Source organism: Duncaniella freteri (assembly GCF_004766125.1).
Classification (GTDB): domain Bacteria; phylum Bacteroidota; class Bacteroidia; order Bacteroidales; family Muribaculaceae; genus Duncaniella; species Duncaniella freteri.
In genome coordinates this window covers 510828-531424 of record NZ_SJSA01000001.1, presented here as the reverse complement: position 1 = coordinate 531424, position 20597 = coordinate 510828, and the positions used below count along the sequence as shown (strand labels likewise).

The following is a 20597-nucleotide window of genomic DNA, read 5'->3' as shown; positions in this document are numbered from 1 at the left end:
TTTAGTCCTCCTGTAGATCTTTGTTGATACTGCGTTGTACCCAGATGACGCAAGCCACGACGATGAGTGCCATCGGAGGTAGGATCATCAGTCCGTTGTTGACATATCCGTTGTCGTAGCACCACTGTGGTATCACCTGATATCCCAGAAGTGTGCCCGAGCCGAACAGCTCGCGGAAGAACCCCACTATCACGAGGATTATCGCATAGCCTAGGCCGTTGCCAACGCCGTCAAGGAACGACGGCCATGGTTTGTTGCCCATGGCGAAAGCCTCAAGCCTGCCCATGAGTATGCAGTTGGTGATGATGAGACCTATGAACACCGAAAGCTGCTTGGACGCGCTGTAGGCATACGCCTTGAGCACCTGGTCGACTATTACCACAAGCCCCGCCACAACCACAAGCTGCACTATGATGCGTATGTTGGTGGGGATGGTGTTGCGTATGAGTGAGATGATCACGTTCGCGAAAGCCAGGACGGCGATCACTGATATGCCCATCACTATCGCTGGCTCAAGCTTGGCGGTGACGGCAAGTACGGAGCAGATGCCGAGCACCTGCACCACGACGGGATTGTTTTTTGAGAAAGGGTTAAACAGTACGTCGGTATTTTTTATCTTTTCTGCCATGATTCTGATGTGTTAGAGCACGTTAATCGGCTAATGACTGGAGAAATTTGCGATAAGGCACAAGGCAGTTGTCGAGCATGGACCCGACACCCTTGGAGGTGATGGTGCCTCCTGATATGCCGTCCACATAGTCCTCGCCGTCAAGAGGCTGCTGTCCTGCCTTGACTACGGCTATGGGGCGGAAACGACCGTCCTTGATCACCTGTTTCCCCTTGAACTGGTCGCTGAACATAGGCTTCTCGATCTCTGCTCCAAGACCGGGGGTCTCACCCTGGTGGGCGAAGTATGCGCCGTATATGGTGGAGCCGTCGGCATTGAACGCCACATAGCCCCAGATAGGGCCCCAAAGCCCTGCTCCATATACCGGAAGTATGTATTTTCTAGTTCCGTCCTGAGTGGTGCATACATACACCGGCAGCTGTCGGCGGTCGGCTGGCAGCTTGCTTTCGGCTGCGACATTTATGTCGAATGCCTTTGCGCCTTCGATCTTCTCCCCTTGGGCGTTTATCACGTACTGTTCGGTGATATAGCGGTTGAAGTCTGTGGCAGTCTCTCCCTCTGCAGGGGTGATAAGCGCGGCAGAGAGTATCTGGCTCATCTTGTCAGCATCGATGTTCTCTTGCTGACGCCCTTTCAGTGCAAGCGATGTCGCGGCCAGGGCTGTACCTACAAGCACCACGAGCACTATTATATAGATCATGGTATAGGTGTTGCTTTGTTTATTCATAATATATGATGTATATATCGATGAGTTAGTGGTGTGATGCTAAGCTTTGGCGCGTTCCTTGAGACGGCGCATGCGGCGTGACACATTTGCCTGCACCACACAATGGTCTATCAGTGGCGCGAGGGCGTTGGCAAGGAGCACTGCGAGCATCGCTCCCTCTGGATAGCCGTTGTTGTATGTGCGTATGAGCACAGCCATCACTCCCACCAGAAGTCCGTATATGTATTTCCCTGCTCCTGTCCTTGCCGCTGTGACAGGATCTGTTGCCATGAACACTGCGGCAAAGGCGAAGCCTCCGTATAGAAGCTGGTCAAGTGGTGACAGGAACGACGCCGGATATGTCGAGGTCTCGAACACATTGGCTATCCATCCCATGAGCAGTCCTCCGGCAACCACACTCAGCATGATTCGCCATGATGCTATGCCTGTGGCGAGAAGTATCGCCGCGCCGATGAGGATGCACAGGGTCGAGGTCTCTCCGAACGAGCCCGGGATAAGCCCTATGAATGCGTCCCATGTCGAGATCACATCGCCGCGGAGATTGAGCAGTTCGAGCTTGTCGCCTGCGAATGAGGCTATCTGTCCGAGCGGAGTAGCACCGGTGAATCCGTCGGGCAGGTCGTAGCCCAGTCCGAGTATCGAACCGGAGCTGACAAACACCTTGTCGCCGCTCATCTGTGCCGGATAGGCAAAGAATAGGAACGCTCGCGTCACAAGTGCCACATTGAACACATTGTAGCCTGTGCCGCCAAACACCTCTTTGACGAATATCACCGAGAATGCCGTCGCTACAGCGAGCATCCACAGAGGTGTCTCTACGGGACATATGAGCGGTATCAGGATGCCTGTGACAAGAAACCCTTCCTGGATCTCTTCCCGCCTCCACTGGGCTACGGCGAATTCTATGCCGAGGCCCACCACGTAGGCTACAACTATGCGCGGGAGCACTGCGAGGAAACCATACATCATGAGTTGCCAGAAGGGGAACTCCGTGGCACCTGCTGCAAGCCAGTTCTGATATCCTGTATTGTACATGCCGAATAGCAGGCATGGCATAAGCGCGAGCACCACTATGATCATTATGCGCTTGGAGTCGAGGCTGTCATGTATGTTTACGCCCGAGGTCGATGTCGTGTTGGGGGTATAGAGGAACGTCTCAAACCCGTCAAAGACACTTTGGAAGCTGTGGAGCTTGCCTCCGGGCTCAAAGTTGGGCTTTATGCGGTTCAGATAATTTCTTAAAGCTTTCATTTTCTTCTGTTCTGCGTGTGATTTGTTTAGGCTTCGCTGCGCATATAGTCAAGCCCCTCGCGCACTATGCGTTGCAGTTCAAGCTTCGAAGGATCGGCATATTCGGCAAGTGCGAAATCCTCGGGGGCCACCTCATAGATGCCGAGAGCTTCCATGCGGTCTATATCCTTGGCTATAATGGCTTTGATGAGATATTCAGGCACGATATCCATAGGTATGTAGTCGTCATATATGCCTGACATTATCATGGCACGCCTGCCGCCGTTGAGGCGGGCGTCGGGAGAGAATCTTCCGCCCAGCAGCTTGCCTAAGAACGAACGGCTCTCGCTCATTTTCCTTGGGCTTAGCGATGCCCATCCCATGAACTCGTCTGCATCATCCCCCTCAGGTATGACAGTCACCTGACGGTAAGGGTAACGTAGGTATCCGTCACCGCCTACAGGGACTCCTGTGAGCACATTGCCCGAGATTATGCGGTGATGACGGCTGTCATTTCTGATGTTGCCGTCAATCAGTTGGGAGATAGGCGCGCCGGGCACTGTGGTGACGGCTCTTGGATTCTCCACCTCGCTTCCTGTGATAGCCACAGTCACTGTGAAGTCGACCTTCCCTGTGAGCATCAGGTGCCCGATGTTGGCGAGTGTCGCTATGTCGAGAGTCCACACAGTCTCCCCCTTGCTGAGAGGAGCTATATTGGCTATCTGCACTCCGGGGTTCCCTGCGGGATGAAGCCTGTTGAACTTAACGATCTCCGCACCCTTTATGTCAGGGAAATTGCACCCTTGCGCTATACTTATATATACGGTGCCGTCGGTAAGCCTTTTCAGGGTCTCCACTCCCTTGGCTATCTCAGCCTCCTTGCCGGCTATTGTGTGGCATGGATCGAGGGCGAGAGGCGCAGTGTCCATGGCGGTGACGAATATGTCGCGCGGACGGTCGCCGTCCGTTGGCACTATATCGTAGGGGCGGCGGCGCATCATAGACCAGAGTCCCGACTTCTTCAGGGCTCTGCGCACATCAGCCTCTGTTTTGACTGAGGCGGTATCGATTGCTGACGCGGCCAGGCACTCGTCGGACGGCATCACCACTATGCGTTCAATCTTTCTGCGAGCCCCTCTGACTATGCTCTCTACAGTGCCGCTGATAGGGGATACGAGTTTCACATCCGGATCATTCTTGTCATGCATGAGCGGAGCCCCCTGGCTCACAGTGTCCCCTTCCTTTACCTCGGGCTTCGGAAGGAATCCGGGATAATCGTCAGGGGATATGGCTATCCTGGCAGGCCTGATGTCGGCGGCGACACTGGTGTCGGAGAGCTGACCTGCAAGGCGCATATTGAGCCCCTTTTTGAGATTGATGGTTTTTATCATTATTCTTGTGTAGATATGTATTTTACCTGTACATTATAGAAGTGGCAAAGTTAGTGAATATATTTTAAATAACTTTAAATCGAATGGACTAAAAATGGTGAAATAGTGTCAAATTCGCTATATTGTTGCATTAATTTATGAATTTTAGAGATATGGGTATAAAAAAAGAGATAAAACGTTTGCAAACACCGAAATTTCATTTTAAATTTGCATACCGTTTATGCCTTGTCCACCTGTGACGGAGAGGGCACATATCGCAAATAAATCTATTCTTTTAATCCTTTAAATCGAATTGCCACCCGCCCTCACATCTCAGATACAACAACCGGAATGCCTGATGTCAAGGCATGCTGATTGTGTATAGACACTGTTGGTCGGTGCGCCGGTAAGATCGAGAAATCATCAAAACTAATACATAAACTAATAAACCAAAACAAAACAGTTAATTCAAATTATGGAAGCTCAAAAGCCCACCGTAGCCAAGCCGGCTGCAAAAAAAGAAGGCAGCAATGTTGCCGGTATCAAGAATGCGTTCCTTGTGATCCTCGCTTGTTTCGTAGTAGCTGTGTTGCTCTTCGTTTTCTGGTTCGGTCACGAATCTCACTTCGAGGAAGGTCACCCCATCGACCTTTGGGGAACTATCTACAAGGGTGGTTTCATCGTGCCTATTCTTCAGACCCTCTTCCTCACAGTTATCGTTCTTTCTGTAGAGCGTTGGATCGCCCTCTCTTCTGCTAAGGGTAAAGGCTCTATCGAGAAGTTCGTCGCTGGCGTTAAGAAGTGCCTCGTGTCTAACGACATCCAGGGTGCAAAGGCTCTCTGCGCTAAGCAGCAGGGTTCTGTTGCAGCTATCGTCGCTGCCGCTCTCAACTCTTACGAGGACATGGACAAGAACACCGTCCTCTCAAAGGAGCAGAAGATCGCTAATCTTCAGAAGACTGTTGAGGAAGCTACCGCACTTGAGATGCCCGCCCTCCAGCAGAACCTTCCCATCGTCGCTACACTCACCACTCTCGGTACTCTCGTAGGTCTTCTCGGTACTGTGATCGGTATGATCAAGTCATTCCAGGCTCTTGCTGCATCTGGTGCTCCTGACTCTACCGAACTTTCTACCGGTATCTCTGAGGCACTTATCAATACCGCATTCGGTATCGCAACTGGTGCTTTCGCTGTTATCTCCTACAACTTCTACACCAACAAGATTGACAACCTGACCTACGCTATCGACGAGATCGGTTTCTCAATCGTGCAGACATTTGCCGCTTCTCACTAATTCCACATTACTTTATCAAGAAGATAAAACAACAATCTTTTTCAAAAAACAACTCTTCAACCGATAACGTAATATGGGAAAAGTAAAAATTAAGAGAAAAAGCACCCTCATCGACATGACCGCGATGAGTGACGTGACTGTGCTCTTGCTTACTTTCTTCATGTTGACATCGACCTTCCTTCAGAAGGAGCCCGTCACAGTGTTGACGCCTTCATCTGTATCGGAGCAGAAAGTGCCCACCGCCAACCTGGCATCGGTACTCGTTAGCCCCGAAGGAAAAGTCTTTATCTCCATTGCCGGTGACGCTGATGCCGAACTCAAGGACACATGGGGAACCGAGGCTCTTCGCAAGACCATCCTCGATGAAGCAGTAACGCTTTACAACAAGCAGCACCCAAGCAATCAGGTGCAGCTATCAGCACAGGATCGTGAAGCATTCTCCAAAATAAACATGTTTGGAGTACCCTTCCAAGTCCTTCACCAATTCCTCGCAATGTCTCAGACCGAGCAGGACAAGTTCATCTCCGATATGACCCAGAAAGGGGTAGGTATCCCGGTGAATGACAACAAGGACATGGAGCACCTCAATGAGTTCCAAATCTGGATGCGCGCCATCTACAACTCTGGCAACGACAACCTTCAGAAAGCCATGAAGAAAGGCGAAGGTATCGCTGTGAAGGCTGACAAAGACACCCCCTACGATGTAGTTCAGGATGTCCTTGACAACCTCCAGACTCTTAAGATGAACCGCTTCAGCATCATGACAGCACTTAAAACAGAGCAAGATTAATCACACCATGGCACAAATCGAACAATCAGACAAGGGCAAAAAGAAAAAAGGTGCCCAGAAGAAAATGTCGATCCATGTGGACTTCACACCCATGGTGGATATGAATATGCTTCTGATCACATTCTTCATGCTTTGTACCACAATGATCAAGTCTCAGACTCTCACCATCTCACTCCCCTCGAATGAGAAAGTTGAGCAGCAGGAGATGAACAAAGCTAAGGAATCAGAGGCTATCACACTAATCCTTGCGACAGATCGTAATGCCGACGGATCAGTCAAGAAAGATGACACCGGACGCCCCATGAACACCGTTTATTACTATGAAGGTATGCCCGAAATAGCCGATGCCGACGGCGACGGTCTTATTGACAACAATAAGCTTAAGGCTGAAAAATTCATTGGTAACGACGGCAGCGTACAGAAAGGTATCCGTAAGATCCTTCACGACCGTAACCGTCTCGTTCTTGACAAGATTGAAGTCGAGAAAGCTCGCTGGCGCAAAAAAGAGTTCGCACCCAACAATTCTGCTGCCAACGACTCCATCTACCAGGCTCGCGCTCGCGAGATCCGTAACGACTCCACTCTCACCCGTCCTGTAGTAATTATCAAGGCGGCTCCTGAAGCTTCTTGGGAAAGCTTGATTTCGACTCTTGATGAGATGCAGATCAACCAGATTTCACGTTATCAGATCGACAACATCAATCAGACCGACTCTACTCTCATTCTTGACTATCTCAAGAAGAACCCGAAGTAATATGTTGATGATAGATATATATTAACCCGAAAAATCTCTTACGAAATATGGCAAAAGATGTAGATCTTTCATCATCAGAATGGATTGACCTTATATTTGAAGGCAAGAACAAGAACTTCGGAGCATACACCCTCCGAAAGGCTTCCGCTAAGCGTCACAACCGCGCAATGCTTGTGATCCTTGTGGTTCTCTTCATCGTTGCTCTTCTCGGACTCCTCGCCAACACCGTGCTTCAGAAGAATGACGCACGCCCCGAGGACCAGGTCGAGCAGGCCCTCATCGACTACTCTACCGAGGACGTTGAGGACGACGAGCCGGAAGAACCCGAACAGCAGCGCGTGGAAGAGCAGCTTCCCGAAGCTCTCCCCGAAGAGATCCTTAACACTGTGAAAGCCACTGAGCTCGCTATCGTCCGCGACGAAGAAGTTGTCGAGGAGATCAAGAGCCAGGACGAACTCAAGGACACCGATACAGCCGTGGGTACCACTGACTTTGACAAGGGTACTGACGACCTTAACGTGGTTCGTGAGCACAAGAATGAGGTAATCGTAGAGGAGAAGAAGCCCGAACCTGTCGACGATAACAAGGTATTCGACGTCGTTGAGCAGAAACCCCAGTTCCCCGGTGGCGAGGCCGCGCTCCTCAAGTACGTGGCTGAGCACATCCGCTACCCGGCCATGGCTCAGGAAAACAATATCCAGGGCCGCGTGGTCGTACAGTTCGTCGTTACAAAGACCGGTGCTGTTGGTGAAGTAAAAGTTGTCCGCGGCAAGGACCCCGACCTCGACAAAGAGGCAGTCCGCGTGGTTAAGTCACTTCCCAAGTTCGTCCCCGGTAAGATGAACGGTCACGCAGTGAACGTGTGGTACACACTCCCGATCCAGTTCAAGCTCCAGGGCATCTGATCCCTGACTCTGAATAACACAAAGCGAATACCCTGTAGGCTTTATCCCCTACAGGGTATTTGCTTTGTCTGCACATATAGTCGTATTTGACTGTCGCACTCAGTGCTATGGTGTGATGTGGCACCGTCATATACACGACAGAAACAGCGTCGGAGGCATCACGCCTCCGACGCTGTTTCTGTCGTGTATATTGATATCAATCTTTTGACCTTAGAGAAAGTCCTGTGGCTGGATCAGTTGCCTGCCTCGACCTCCGGTGCGATGAGCTTATAGCCCTTGCCGTGGATATTGATGATTTCGATTGACGGATCATCCTTAAGATGCTTGCGCAGCTTGGTGATGTAGACATCCATTGAGCGCGCGTTGAAATAATTGTCGTCAATCCATATGGTCTTGAGAGCGAAGTTCCTCTCAAGGATTTCATTGACATGTGCACAGAGCAGGCTCAGGAGCTCCGACTCCTTGGTGGTAAGCTTGGTCACCTTGTCATCGATCAGAAGCACCTGCTTCTGAGTGTCAAACGTGAACTTGCCTATCTTGTACATAGTGATCTCCTTGCCCTTCTTGCCCTTGACGCGGCGCAGGATTGCCTCGATGCGGAACACGAGTTCCTCCATAGAGAATGGCTTGGTGATATAGTCATCCGCACCGATCTTGAAGCCCTCAAGGATATCCTCTTTGAGTGACTTGGCGGTGAGGAAGATGATGGGGACTTCGGAATTGACAGTGCGTATCTCCTGTGCGAGCGCGAATCCGTCCTTCTTGGGCATCATCACGTCAAGCACACACAGGTCGTACTTGCCCTTTAGGAAAGCCTTGTATCCACTTTCGCCATCGGGAAAGAGATCGGCGTTGAGCCCCTTGGCCTGCAGGTATTCCCTGAGAAGCATTCCGAGGTTCTCGTCATCCTCACATAGTAGTATGCGCAAACGATCTTCCATAATTTCTTAATTTAGAGTTATTGGTAGAGTTATTATAAATTTTGTTCCTACATTGATTTCGCTCTCCACGCTTATTTCGCCCCCGAGTTCGCTCACCATCTTCTTCACATAAGCGAGCCCGAGCCCGAAACCCTTCACATCGTGGCGGTTGCCGGTGGAGACACGGTAGAATTTTTCGAATATCTTCTTTAGATCCTCTCGCCGCATCCCTATGCCGTTGTCGTGAATGCTTACCTGGAAACGCTCCTCTCCGTGAGCCTTCACGTTCCTTGTCGACACTTTCAGTTCCAGCGGCACATCCTCCCGGCGATACTTCACCGCATTGTCAAGCAGATTGAATATCACATTGGTGAAATGCATCTCATCGACATTCACGGTCGACTCCTTGGCTCCAAGGAATGTCTCTATATGTCCGCCGTATTTCTCCACCTTGAGCTTGAAAGTCGACGTTATGCCGGCTATGATCTGGTTGGCGTCCACATTCTGTAGGCGCAGAGTGGCTTTCTGGCGGTCAAACATCGACATCTGCAACACCTTCTCCACCTGAAACCTCAGTCGCTTGGTCTCATCATTTATCACCGTCGATATATGCCCGAGCATGGCGGGCGATTTAAGCACCGCATTGTCGTTGAGCATCTGTGCGGCAAGTGATATGGTCGAGATAGGGGTCTTGAACTCGTGGGTCATATTGTTGATAAAATCGTTCTTCATCTCTGTGAGCTTCTTCTGCCTGAACGCAAGTATTATGGTGCACACAAACGTCACAAGCAGGATGAACGAGAATATGAACGACGGTATCATGAACCTTATGGAGTCGAAGATATAGTCACTTCTGGTAGGGAAATACACCTTGAGGTAATACATCTTGTTCTTGGGGTCATTAGGGAAGAGGGTCTGTACAAACATGCTCGACTGGTCCTTCACCGAAGGGCTGAAGCCGGCCGACTTGTACACGAATGCCCCGATGCGGTTCACCACCGCAAACTCAAACGGCAGCGACAGCCCGTTGTTGTCAAGCTCCGAACGCAGATACCTTGCCACCTCCGCCGAGTCGGCTCGCTCTGTGATCGGACGGTTGCTCGACTGGTTGAGTATCGAGAGTATCACCTCGTCAAGCAGCCCTTTCTGATAGAGATACTTCCCCCTCATGAGCTCGCGCATCGACGGCGACACCGTGCGCCTGTCCACCTTCATCTTCAGCGACAGGTCATAGTTGATGCCCTCTGGCGTTGTGAACGTGTTGTTGATGCCCACCGACCCGTCCGGGTTCACGCGGGGATACAGGTCCGACTGCAACGACGACATATCTTCCTCCAGGAAATATTTTGCCTCATTCTGTTCCAGACTTGTGCTTACGGCATAGAGCGACCTCTTCACCCCTTCGGCGAATTGGTCGTCACGCATCTTCTTCATGTTGTTCATGTACATTATCTGTACATAAAGCAACCCTGACAACGTGAGTGCCATAATTATGGTAAGGAACCAGATTGTAGATTTTTTCATATGTCTGTTGTAGAGTATATATCCCTCAGTGTGTACAGGAAAGTGAATTCTTATTATATTAACAATCGTAACGTGTAATTGTTGCAAAAATTTAACAGATCACACAATTTCCAATTTAACAATTAGCTCCAAAATTAACATATAAATGTGAAAACGACAAAATTATACAGTATAAATTTGTGTCGGGTTAAGGTTTTTTATGTAATTTTGCAGCCGCAATAGAAAAGAGTAAGAAAGTTTATTAATCAAACATGAATTTAACAGGACCGTTGGACTTTAGGCCTAAATTGTTTTCAGCCTTGAGTCAATATTCTTTTGACAAATTTAAGGCCGACCTTATAGCTGGAATCGTTGTCGGCATTGTCGCTCTCCCTTTGGCGATCGCCTTCGGCATAGCAAGTGGTGTCAACCCCACTGTCGGTCTGATCACAGCCATAATTGGTGGCTTCATAGTGTCGGCGGCCGGTGGCTGCTCCGTGCAGATAGGCGGGCCCACAGGCGCGTTTATTGTGATTGTCTACAACATCATTGCCAACTTCGGTCTCGAAGGCCTCGCCGTGGCTACGTTCATGGCTGGTCTGATCCTTGTTGCCCTCGGCATGTTCCGTCTCGGCACAGTCATCAAGTTCATCCCTTATCCGATAGTAGTCGGCTTCACAGCCGGTATAGCTCTCACCATATTCTCCACTCAGATCAACGACTTCTTCGGGCTTGGTCTCAGGAATGTCCCGAGTGAGTTCATCCCTAAGTGGGGGATGTATATCTCCAGTTTCGGATCGGTCGATCCTGCCACGCTCATCGTGGGAGTGGTGTCATTGCTGATAATAGTCATCACCCCTAAGCTGTCGCGCCGCCTGCCCGGAGCCCTGCTCGCTATCATCATCGTCACCGCTGTGGTGTTCCTCATCCCTGGCATCCATGTCGAGACTATCGGCGACCGCTTCGGTGAGCTTGCCACAGATATCCCGCAGCCTCACGGTTTCGAGCTCAACATGGCGACCATCAACCGTCTCCTCCCCTCGGCGTTCACGATAGCCATCCTAGGAGCTATAGAGAGCCTCCTGTCGGCTACTGTCGCCGACGGTGTCACCGGATCACGCACCGATTCCAACACCGAGCTTATCGGGCAGGGCATGGCAAATATCGTCGTCCCGTTCTTCGGCGGCATCCCTGTCACCGGAGCCATCGCACGCACCATGACCAATATCACAAACGGCGGACGCACACCTGTCGCCGGCATCGTGCACGCGGTCGTCCTCTTCCTCATATTCCTCTTCCTCATGCCGCTCATCAACCTTGTGCCCATGTCCTGCCTCGCAGCGGTGCTCATAGTTGTAGCCTACAACATGAGCGGATGGCGCACCATACGCGCGTTGTTCCACAGCCCCAAGAGCGACATATCCGTTCTTGCCGTCACCTTCCTTCTCACAGTGATATTCGACCTCACCATCGCTATAGAGATGGGGCTGCTCCTTGCCATAATCCTGTTCCTCCGTCGTGTGATGGATAACATTGAGATCAAGGTGTACTCCCAGAAGCTCGATATAGCCGAAGGGTCGGAGTCCACAGTCCATGAGGTGCTCAACGTCAACCCCGGAGTAGAGATCTATGAGATTGACGGTCCTTTCTTCTTCGGTGTCGCCACAAAGTTCGACGAGATGATGCGCTCCACCCTCGGACGCAAGCCCTCCGTGCGCATAATCCGTATGCGCAAAGTCCCGTTCATCGACTCAACAGGCATCCACAACCTTGAGATTCTTATAAAGTCCTCCCAGGAGGCTGGCATCCATGTGGTATTGTCGGGGGTCAAGGACAATGTGCGTGAGGCTCTTGTCAATGCCGGTATCGACAGGCTCCTCGGTGAGGACCACATATGCGACCACATCACCAAAGCGGTCGTGATGGCAAATCGTCTCGCCCCCGCTGAGGATGCTCAGGCATCACTGGCATAACCCGCTTTTGCTTGACATATGTGGGTTCTTCTTGCCACGCTCTCGGCACTTTGCCTTGGGTTCTATGATGTGATGAAGAAGCTCTCCGTCAGCGGCAACAACGTGCTCGGAGTACTCTTCCTCAACACATGCTTCGGCGCGCTTTTCATGCTCCCTGTGATCATCATCGGGATTTCCCACGGCAATTATGGCTTGGGCAACACTCTTGCCGGCCACGGCTACATACTCATAAAGTCGGGCATAGTCCTTGGCTCCTGGCTGTTGGGCTATGCCAGCATCAAGCACCTGCCTCTCACCATTGCCGGTCCCGTCAATGCTTCACGTCCTGTTCTTGTGCTGGTCGGCGCGCTTGTCATCTTCGGCGAACGCCTCAACGCATGGCAGTGGACCGGCGTCATCATCGGCTTCTGGTCCCTGTTCTTCATCAGCAGGGTAGGGGGCAGGGAGGGTTTCTCCCTGAAGCACAGCCGATGGGTATGGATGGCGATAGGTGCCACCGCACTCGGCGCAGTGAGTGCCCTCTACGACAAATACCTTCTCACTCGCTTCGAGCCTCTTGAGGTCCAGGCATGGTATTCGCTCTATCAGCTTGTCATCATGGGGGTGACACTCTTCGTGATAATGAGAGTCAGCGGAGTCTCCACACCGTTGCGATGGCGGTGGACCATCCCGCTCATATCCGTGTTCCTCACAGTCGCCGATATAGCCTACTTCTACTCCCTGTCGCTGGACGGCTCCATGATAGCCGTTGTCTCTATGATACGCCGTGGGAGTGTCATCGTGTCATTCTTCTACGGAGTGGTGGCACTCCACGAAAAGAACATCCGCCTCAAGCTTGTCGACCTCTCCATGCTGCTTGTCGGCCTGGCCTTCCTTGTGGTAGGCAGCCTTGAATGACAGATAAAAAAGTTTCTTAAAACTTCTTCTATGGCTTTATTAAGTGAGTAAAATTCACTACCTTTGCACTCTGAAAAATCCAATAGCTACCCTCATGTCAGATAATAAACGCATCAAGACCGCGCTCGTATCAGTGTTCTATAAGGACGGGCTCGAAGAAATTTTGTCGCTTCTCAACAGCAATGGAGTGAAATTCATTTCTACCGGAGGTACACGCTCCTTCATCGAAGGATTGGGCTACGAATGTGCCGCTGTCGAGGACCTTACCGGCTATCCGTCTATTCTTGGCGGACGCGTCAAGACTCTTCACCCCAAGGTGTTCGGTGGTATCCTTAACCGCCGCGACAATGAGGGCGACCGCGCTCAGATAGCGCAGTATGATATCCCCGAGATCGATCTCGTGATCGTCGACCTCTATCCCTTCAGCGCGACCGTGGCATCGGGAGCATCCGAGGCTGATATCATCGAGAAGATAGATATAGGCGGCATATCCCTTATCCGCGGTGCGGCAAAGAACTACAACGATGTTGTCATCGTGGCATCCAAGGCACAGTATGCCCCCCTCGCTGAAATGCTCAGGCGCAATGGCGCGGAATCATCCCTTGAGGAGCGTCGCTGGTTTGCCGGACAGGCTTTCGCCGTTTCGTCAGGCTACGACACTGACATCTGCAACTACTTCGCTTCCACTTCCGTCGAGTCTCCGATAGCCGAGTGCAAGGAGCTTCGCATAGCGTTCGATGATGCCAAGACCATGCGCTATGGCGAGAACCCTCACCAGAAAGGTACTTTCTATGGCGATTTCGACGGCATGTTTGAGCAGCTTCATGGCAAAGATATATCATACAACAATCTCCTTGACATTGATGCGGCTGTCACACTTGTCTCTGAGTTCTCCGAGCCTACCTTTGCAGTGCTCAAGCACAACAATGCCTGCGGTCTCGCCACTCGTCCCACCATTGCCGAGGCATGGAAGGAAGCCCTGGCAGGTGACCCCGTGAGCGCATTCGGAGGAGTCCTCATCACCAACGGCACCGTGGATGCCGAAGCTGCTGAGGAGATCAACAAGATATTCTTTGAAGTGATAATAGCTCCTGCCTACACACCCGAGGCCCTTGAGGTGCTGAAGCAGAAGAAAAACCGTATAATCCTCGTCCAGAAATCACCCCTCGGCACCACACGCCAGTTCCGCTCATGTCTCAACGGCGCGTTGGTTCAGGACCGCGACCTTAAGGTGGAGACCACTGAGGATCTTCAGCAGGTCACCGAGAAGGCAGTGACACCCGGGCAGGCCTCCGACCTCCTCTTTGCCAATAAGATTGTCAAGAACTCCAAGAGCAACGCCATCGTTCTTGCCAAGGGCGGTATGCTCCTTGCCAGCGGTGTCGGTCAGACTTCACGTGTCGACGCTCTCAGGCAGGCTATCGAGAAGGCTCGTTCATTCGGCCACGACCTCAACGGTGCGGTAATGGCGTCCGATGCATTCTTCCCCTTCCCTGATTGTGTGGAGATAGCCGGTCAGGCAGGCATCACGGCAGTGATTCATCCCGGAGGCTCCATCCGTGACAACGAGAGCGTAGCCTACTGCAACGAGCACGATATGGCGATGGTCATCACCGGGTTCCGTCACTTCAAGCACTGATTAGTAACACACACCGCAACACTTTCCTCTTACTGCATTTAAACACAGACTTAAATGGGACTTTTTTCATTCACCAAAGAGATAGCTATTGACCTTGGTACTGCCAATACTATCATCATACACAACGATAAGATCGTCATCGACGAGCCCTCGATTGTAGCACTGGAGAAGCGCACCGGCAAGCTTATGGCTGTAGGGCGCGAGGCCAAGCTCATGCAAGGCAAGGAGAACGACGGCATAGAGACCATACGCCCTCTGCGTAAAGGCGTCATAGCCAACTTCAATGCTGCCGAGATGATGATCCGCGGGCTCATCAAGAAAGCCAGCTCCAAGAACAACTGGTTCTCTCCTTCAATGAAGATGGTTGTAGGCATCCCCTCAGGCTCCACCGAGGTTGAGATCCGTGCCGTCCGCGACTCCTCCGAGCACGCCGGCGGACGTGATGTCTACATGATTTACGAACCCATGGCAGCCGCGCTCGGTATCGGCATCGACGTTCTCGCCCCTCAGGGCAACATGATTGTCGATATAGGTGGCGGTACCACCGAGATTGCCGTGATTTCACTCGGAGGCATCGTCTCCAACAAGAGCATCCAGGTGGCAGGCGACGACCTCACCGACGACATCATGGAGCACATGAGCCGCGTCCACAACGTAAAGGTGGGCGAGCGCACAGCCGAGATGATCAAGATCCACGTGGGTTCCGCCCTCACCGAGCTTGAGAATCCGCCGGAGGACTTCATCGTCCACGGTCCTAACAAGATGACAGCCCTCCCCATGGAAGTGCCTGTCAGCTACCAGGAGATTTCCCATTGCATAGAGAAGTCGATATCCCGCATCGAGGCAGCCGTCCTCCAGGCTCTTGACGAGACCCCGCCTGAACTCTACTCCGACATTGTAATGAACGGTATATTCCTTGCCGGCGGCGGCGCGATGCTCCGCGGTCTTGACAAGCGTCTCACCGACAAGATCGGCATCCAGTTCCATATCGCCGAGGACCCCCTGCTCGCAGTGGCTAAGGGCACAGGTGTGGCACTCAAGAACATCGAGACATTCTCGTTCCTTATCAGGTGACCCGCTGCCGCCTGACCTCTACCGTTACTTATTCCTGCTAATTCTTTAGGATAATCCCTCACAGTGAGCGAGCTGCTTAAATTCCTTGTAAGGTTCAGTTCGTGGTTTCTGTTCTTCGTATACCTGATTGCCGGATTCGTGTTGCTCTTCTCGGGCAACCCGTTCCAGCATCATGTGTATCTGACGTCAGCCAACAGGGTTGCATCAGGACTCTACAGTACCACCAACAGTGTGTCCTCGTACTTCTTTCTTAAGGAGATCAACGAGGACCTGCAGCGTCGCAACTCCGATCTTGAGCTTGAGATATACCGTCTCAACGATGTGATACGCAACTATCGCGAAAAGGCATATGCCGACACCATGAGTGTGGACTCCGCATTGTCACGCTACCATTTCGTGATAGCCCATGTTATCAACAACTCCGTCAATCGTGCGCACAACTATATCACGATTCAGAAAGGACGGCTCGACGGCATAGAGCCCGAGATGGGAGTGATGGACCAGAACGGAATTGTAGGCATAGTTAACGTGGTCGGCGATCACACCGCACGGCTCATATCCGTGCTCAACCCCTACCTGCGTCTGTCGTGCAAGGTGAAAGGGCATGACCAGGTCGGCTCGCTGGTATGGGACGGTCAGGACCCCGGCGAAGCTCTTCTCGAAGAGCTCCCGAAGCACTCCGAGTTTACCCCGGGCGACACAATAGTCACCAGTGGATACTCATCCGTGTTCCCCGAGGGTGTGCCTGTAGGCACAGTGCTGTCAAGCACACGCGACATCGAGGACAATTTCTACACTCTCCGTGTGAAACTGTTCACCGATTTCTCCACCCTCTCCACAGTGCGGGTCATACGCGACAACATGCGTGACGAACTGTCGGCAGTCGAGAAGGAACTTGAGATAAAGAATATCAAATAGAAACATCATAACCCCCGTCCTCTCCCCAGCAACCCAAAAGCGATGAGCAAGCTTACTTTGCAGTTTATCCTACTCGGAGTGATTCTCGTATTCGCTCAGGTGATAGTGTTCAACCACATATGCCTGTTCAATGTGGGGGTGCCTATGGTCTTCATATACCTCATCATACGTCTCCCCATAACCCTTGCGGTCAATTGGGTGCTTACCATAGGATTCTTTCTCGGGCTCATTGTCGACGTGTTCTCCGACACCTACGGCATGAACGCCGTGGCGTGCACGGTCCTCGCCATGCTGAAACGTCCTGTCCTCCGTCTCTATGTGCCGCGTGAGGAGGATCTCGTCCGTCCCGAGCCGTCAATGATGTCGCTCGGAGCCGGAGTGTACATGAAGTATCTTCTCACCCTTACGCTCATTTATTGCGCGCTTATCTTCACGATCGAGGCATTCACGTTCTTTAACCCTCTCCAACTGGTGCTGCGCATCATATTCAGCACATTCCTGTCAATGATTATAATGCTCGGCATCGACTCCATAATGACTCCACGAAGTGAGAAAAGACTATAACCTTGCCAAACGGCAATATGTCATAGGCGGATTCATAGTTATCATCGCTATCATATATGTGATACGCCTCTTCAATCTCCAGGTGATGGAGGCGAAGTACAAGGATTCCGCCGATTCCAACGCCTTTCTGCGTAAGGCTGTATATCCGTCTCGCGGCATAATATATGACCGTGACGGACGCCTTGTAGTGTACAATCAGCCCGCCTACGACGTGATGATCATCCCGCGCGACATCAGGGAATTCGACACTATCGATTTCTGCAACGCGGTCAACATCACCCCCGGGGATCTTGTCAGACGCATGACCGACATGCGCGACAAGAGACGCAATCCGGGATGGTCCCCCTACTCACCGCAGAAACTTCTTTCCCACCTTTCGTCCGAAGAGTACGGACGTTTGCAGGAGAAGCTCTACCGCTTCCCGGGGTTTTATATCCAGAAACGCATCCTTAGGGAATACAACTACAATTGCGCGTCCAATGTCCTCGGCAACATCAGGGAAGTCGCGCCTGCCGACATGGAGAAGGACCCCTACTATATGCGCGGTGACTACATGGGCGACATAGGAGTGGAGCACACCTACGAGCGTTTTTTGCGAGGAGTCAAAGGAACCGAAGTGCTTATGCGCGACGCCCTGGGACGAATACAGGGACGATACGAGGATGGCGCGCTCGACCGCGAGGCGATAGCCGGAAAGAACATAAAGCTCAGCCTTGACATCGAGCTTCAGCAGTATGCCGAATCATTGATGGTCAATAAGAAAGGCGCCGTCGTGGCAATAGAGCCGTCCACCGGCGAAGTGCTCTGTCTTGTCACAGCACCCACCTACGACCCCACACTGCTTGTCGGACGAGAGCGTGGCAACAATTACAACAAGCTCATGCAGGACCTCGACAAGCCGCTACTCAACAGGGCTATACAGGCTACCTATCCCCCTGGCTCCACATTCAAGCCCACACAGGGACTGATATATCTCCAGGAAGGGATAATCACCCCGTCCACACCGTTCCCATGCTATCACGGATTCATCCTTGGAAGGCTCAAGGTGGGGTGTCACGGTCACGGCTCGCCACTACCCCTCAAGCCCGCGCTCCAGACATCCTGCAACGCCTACTTCTGTTGGGGCCTCAGAGCCATGATCGATAAGAAAAGCAAATACGGCTCGGTGGCAAACGCCTTTGAGATATGGAAGAACCACATGGTGGCACAAGGATACGGCTATAAGCTCGGAATAGACCTCCCTGGCGAGTACCGCGGTTTCATCCCCAATGTGGAATACTACAACAAGCGTTACGGCGACGGACACTGGAGCGCGGCCACAGTGATATCCATAGCTATCGGGCAGGGCGAGATCCTTGCCACCCCGCTACAGATAGCCAACCTCTCGGCAACAATCGCCAACCGTGGACATTACATCACCCCCCATGTGGTCAAGGAGATCCAGGACACCGTGGTCCCCGGGGAATTTCTTGAGCGTCACGACACATCTATCGACCGAAGATGGTACGAGGAAGTGGCAGAGGGAATGCGTATGGCAGTCACCGGAGGCACATGCCGCCTTGCCAACCTCCCTGACATAGAGGTCTGCGGCAAGACCGGTACGGCGCAGAACCCTCACGGCCGCGACCACTCGGCGTTCATGGGCTTCGCACCCTACCACCAGCCTAAGATCGCTGTGGCGGTCTATGTCGAGAACGCAGGCTTCGGAGCCACATTCGGTGTCCCTATAGGCTCCCTCGTTATGGAGAAGTATCTGCGCGGACACATACCTCCCGAACGGAAATATCTTGAAGAGAGAATGCTACAGAGCAATACTATACAGTTTGCCGGAACAAAAAAACACTGATCTATGCAGCAGAACGAGACCTCAGCATCCGTATTCAAATACGTCGACTGGTTCACGGTAGTGCTCTACATCATCCTCGTCGGGCTTGGGATGGTGAGCATCTACGCCGCAAGCTACGATTTCGACCATGCCAACATGCTCAGCTTTGCCGAATTCTCCGGCAAGCAGTTCCGTTGGATAGGACTGTCATTGGCTATGGGACTGGTCATCCTGCTCATAGATGTGCGCGTCTACGAGAATTATGCCTACGTCATATATGCCGGATTGCTGCTCTTGCTGCTGGTCACCATATTCATTGCCCCCGACATCAAAGGCTCCCATTCATGGCTGAAGATAGGACCTATGAGCCTTCAGCCTGCGGAGTTCGGAAAGTTTGCCACAGCCCTGTGCCTTGCCAAGCTCTTTTCAAGCTACAACTTCACGCTCAACGCCTCACGCAAGAATTACGCCCGAGCCCTCCTGATCATCTTCCTGCCTGTGCTCCTCATCCTGGGGCAGGACGAGACAGGCTCCGCACTCGTGTACATGTCGCTCTTTTTTGTCCTCTACCGTGAAGGCATGAGCGGACTTGTGCTCCTCGCCGCGCTTTGCGCCGTAGTCTTCTTCGTGGTCGAAGTCAAATTCACAGGCTCCCTTCTCCTCGGCATTCCTGTGGGGCAGGCTGCGGTCTTCATAATGATAATGGTCCTTGTAGTGGCGATGCTCGCCATCTATTGCAGGGATATTGATGCCGCGCGCAACGTCTTCCTTTGGTTTGTTGGGAGCGGCGTGCTGGCATCGCTTCTCACCCTTGTCAATCTTGAGATCCCGGGTCTCATATTCTTCCTTGCGGTCATAGCCGTCGCGCTTGTCTACTGTGTGCTGCTTATGTTCAAGTCCAAGGGGCGTCACCTCCCCATCACCATCTCGGCGGCACTCGTCTCCATAGCCTTCATGCTCTCGGTCAACTACACGTTCACCTCGGTGCTCAAGGGCCATCAGCAGATGCGTATCAAAGTGGCTTTAGGCATAGAGGACGACCTTCAGGGAGCAGGCTACAATGTCAACCAGTCCAAGATAGCCATCGGATCCGGAGGCATGTGGGGCAAAGGCTTCCTTAACGGCACGCAGACCAAGCTGAAATATGTCCCGGAGCAGCACACCGACTTCATCTATTGCACCATTGGCGAAGAGGAAGGCTTCGTAGGAGCGTCCGCTGTGCTGCTGCTCTTTGTCGTGCTCATATTGAGGGTCCTCGCCCTTGCCGAGCGGCAGCCCACCGTGTTCGGCAGAGTCTACGCCTACTGTGTTGCAAGTTATTTCATATTCCATATAGCCATCAACATAGGCATGGTTATAGGATTGTGCCCGGTGATAGGTATCCCGCTTCCGTTCTTCAGCTACGGCGGCTCATCCCTGTGGGGATTCACATTCCTCGTTTTCATACTTCTGCGCATTGACGCCTCCCGTCGCGAACGGTCCTTCTGATCATCCGCTACCCACCCTTTTTCACTAATTTTTGCTCCCGGAGGGTTGGATACAATAAGATAAATCGCTATATTTGCGTTGCCGGAATGCTACGTCCC

Annotated in this window: 18 protein-coding genes; 12 read left to right on the top strand and 6 right to left on the bottom strand. The window is 52.1% G+C overall.

The genetic code is table 11. The annotated features are described in order from the left end of the window. Position 1: 1 nt before the first annotated feature. From EZ315_RS02325 to EZ315_RS02310, 4 genes are read right to left on the bottom strand one after another with little or no spacing between them, the layout of a single operon-like run. Positions 2-628 (bottom strand): NADH:ubiquinone reductase (Na(+)-transporting) subunit D, encoded by a 627-nt coding sequence (locus EZ315_RS02325; RefSeq protein ID WP_170957436.1) that lies wholly within the window; start codon positions 626-628, stop codon positions 2-4. Positions 629-650: 22 nt separating this feature from the next. Further along, on the bottom strand, positions 651-1355 hold the full coding sequence (nqrC, locus tag EZ315_RS02320; protein WP_135470269.1) for an NADH:ubiquinone reductase (Na(+)-transporting) subunit C: 705 nt from the start codon (positions 1353-1355) through the stop codon (positions 651-653). A gap of 39 nt (positions 1356-1394) precedes the next feature. After that, positions 1395-2606 carry an NADH:ubiquinone reductase (Na(+)-transporting) subunit B gene (locus EZ315_RS02315; protein WP_135470267.1) on the bottom strand — a complete coding sequence of 404 codons (1212 nt, stop codon included), beginning with the start codon at positions 2604-2606 and terminating at the stop codon, positions 1395-1397. A gap of 26 nt (positions 2607-2632) precedes the next feature. Continuing rightward, complete coding sequence (locus EZ315_RS02310) at positions 2633-3976, bottom strand: Na(+)-translocating NADH-quinone reductase subunit A (protein WP_135470265.1); 1344 nt, start codon at positions 3974-3976, stop codon at positions 2633-2635. 454 nt (positions 3977-4430) lie between these two features. Between EZ315_RS02310 and EZ315_RS02305 the strand changes: the two genes are divergently transcribed. From EZ315_RS02305 to EZ315_RS02290, 4 genes are all read left to right on the top strand, one after another. Next, positions 4431-5249 (top strand): MotA/TolQ/ExbB proton channel family protein, encoded by an 819-nt coding sequence (locus EZ315_RS02305; RefSeq protein ID WP_135470263.1) that lies wholly within the window; start codon positions 4431-4433, stop codon positions 5247-5249. Positions 5250-5322: 73 nt separating this feature from the next. After that, positions 5323-6039, top strand: coding sequence for an ExbD/TolR family protein (locus EZ315_RS02300; protein ID WP_135470261.1), 717 nt, complete (start codon positions 5323-5325; stop codon positions 6037-6039). A 7-nt stretch (positions 6040-6046) separates the two neighbouring features. Beyond that, complete coding sequence (locus EZ315_RS02295) at positions 6047-6793, top strand: ExbD/TolR family protein (RefSeq protein WP_135470259.1); 747 nt, start codon at positions 6047-6049, stop codon at positions 6791-6793. A 47-nt stretch (positions 6794-6840) separates the two neighbouring features. Next, on the top strand, positions 6841-7698 hold the full coding sequence (locus EZ315_RS02290; protein WP_135470258.1) for an energy transducer TonB: 858 nt from the start codon (positions 6841-6843) through the stop codon (positions 7696-7698). Between the two features lie 233 nt (positions 7699-7931). Here EZ315_RS02290 and rprY read toward each other — a convergent pair whose 3' ends face one another. After that, positions 7932-8639 (bottom strand): response regulator transcription factor RprY, encoded by a 708-nt coding sequence (rprY, locus tag EZ315_RS02285; RefSeq protein WP_135470256.1) that lies wholly within the window; start codon positions 8637-8639, stop codon positions 7932-7934. A gap of 6 nt (positions 8640-8645) precedes the next feature. Beyond that, positions 8646-10142 carry a sensor histidine kinase gene (locus EZ315_RS02280; RefSeq protein WP_135470254.1) on the bottom strand — a complete coding sequence of 499 codons (1497 nt, stop codon included), beginning with the start codon at positions 10140-10142 and terminating at the stop codon, positions 8646-8648. 251 nt (positions 10143-10393) lie between these two features. Here EZ315_RS02280 and EZ315_RS02275 point away from each other — a divergent pair, with 251 nt between their 5' ends. From EZ315_RS02275 to rodA, 8 genes are all read left to right on the top strand, one after another. Beyond that, positions 10394-12094, top strand: coding sequence for a SulP family inorganic anion transporter (locus tag EZ315_RS02275; RefSeq protein WP_135470252.1), 1701 nt, complete (start codon positions 10394-10396; stop codon positions 12092-12094). Between the two features lie 18 nt (positions 12095-12112). Beyond that, complete coding sequence (locus EZ315_RS02270) at positions 12113-12991, top strand: DMT family transporter (protein ID WP_135470250.1); 879 nt, start codon at positions 12113-12115, stop codon at positions 12989-12991. Positions 12992-13085: 94 nt separating this feature from the next. Then, positions 13086-14630, top strand: coding sequence for a bifunctional phosphoribosylaminoimidazolecarboxamide formyltransferase/IMP cyclohydrolase (gene purH / locus EZ315_RS02265; protein ID WP_135470248.1), 1545 nt, complete (start codon positions 13086-13088; stop codon positions 14628-14630). A gap of 54 nt (positions 14631-14684) precedes the next feature. Then, complete coding sequence (locus EZ315_RS02260) at positions 14685-15704, top strand: rod shape-determining protein (protein WP_135470247.1); 1020 nt, start codon at positions 14685-14687, stop codon at positions 15702-15704. Positions 15705-15767: 63 nt separating this feature from the next. Further along, on the top strand, positions 15768-16622 hold the full coding sequence (gene mreC / locus EZ315_RS02255) for a rod shape-determining protein MreC (RefSeq protein WP_135470245.1): 855 nt from the start codon (positions 15768-15770) through the stop codon (positions 16620-16622). Between the two features lie 42 nt (positions 16623-16664). Further along, entirely contained in the window at positions 16665-17186 is a 522-nt protein-coding gene (locus EZ315_RS02250) for a rod shape-determining protein MreD (protein ID WP_135470243.1), read from the top strand. Then, on the top strand, positions 17170-19032 hold the full coding sequence (gene mrdA, locus EZ315_RS02245) for a penicillin-binding protein 2 (protein WP_135470241.1): 1863 nt from the start codon (positions 17170-17172) through the stop codon (positions 19030-19032). Before EZ315_RS02250 ends, mrdA begins: the two co-directional genes overlap by 17 nt. A gap of 3 nt (positions 19033-19035) precedes the next feature. Continuing rightward, on the top strand, positions 19036-20499 hold the full coding sequence (gene rodA / locus EZ315_RS02240; RefSeq protein ID WP_135470239.1) for a rod shape-determining protein RodA: 1464 nt from the start codon (positions 19036-19038) through the stop codon (positions 20497-20499). Positions 20500-20597 lie beyond the last annotated feature (98 nt).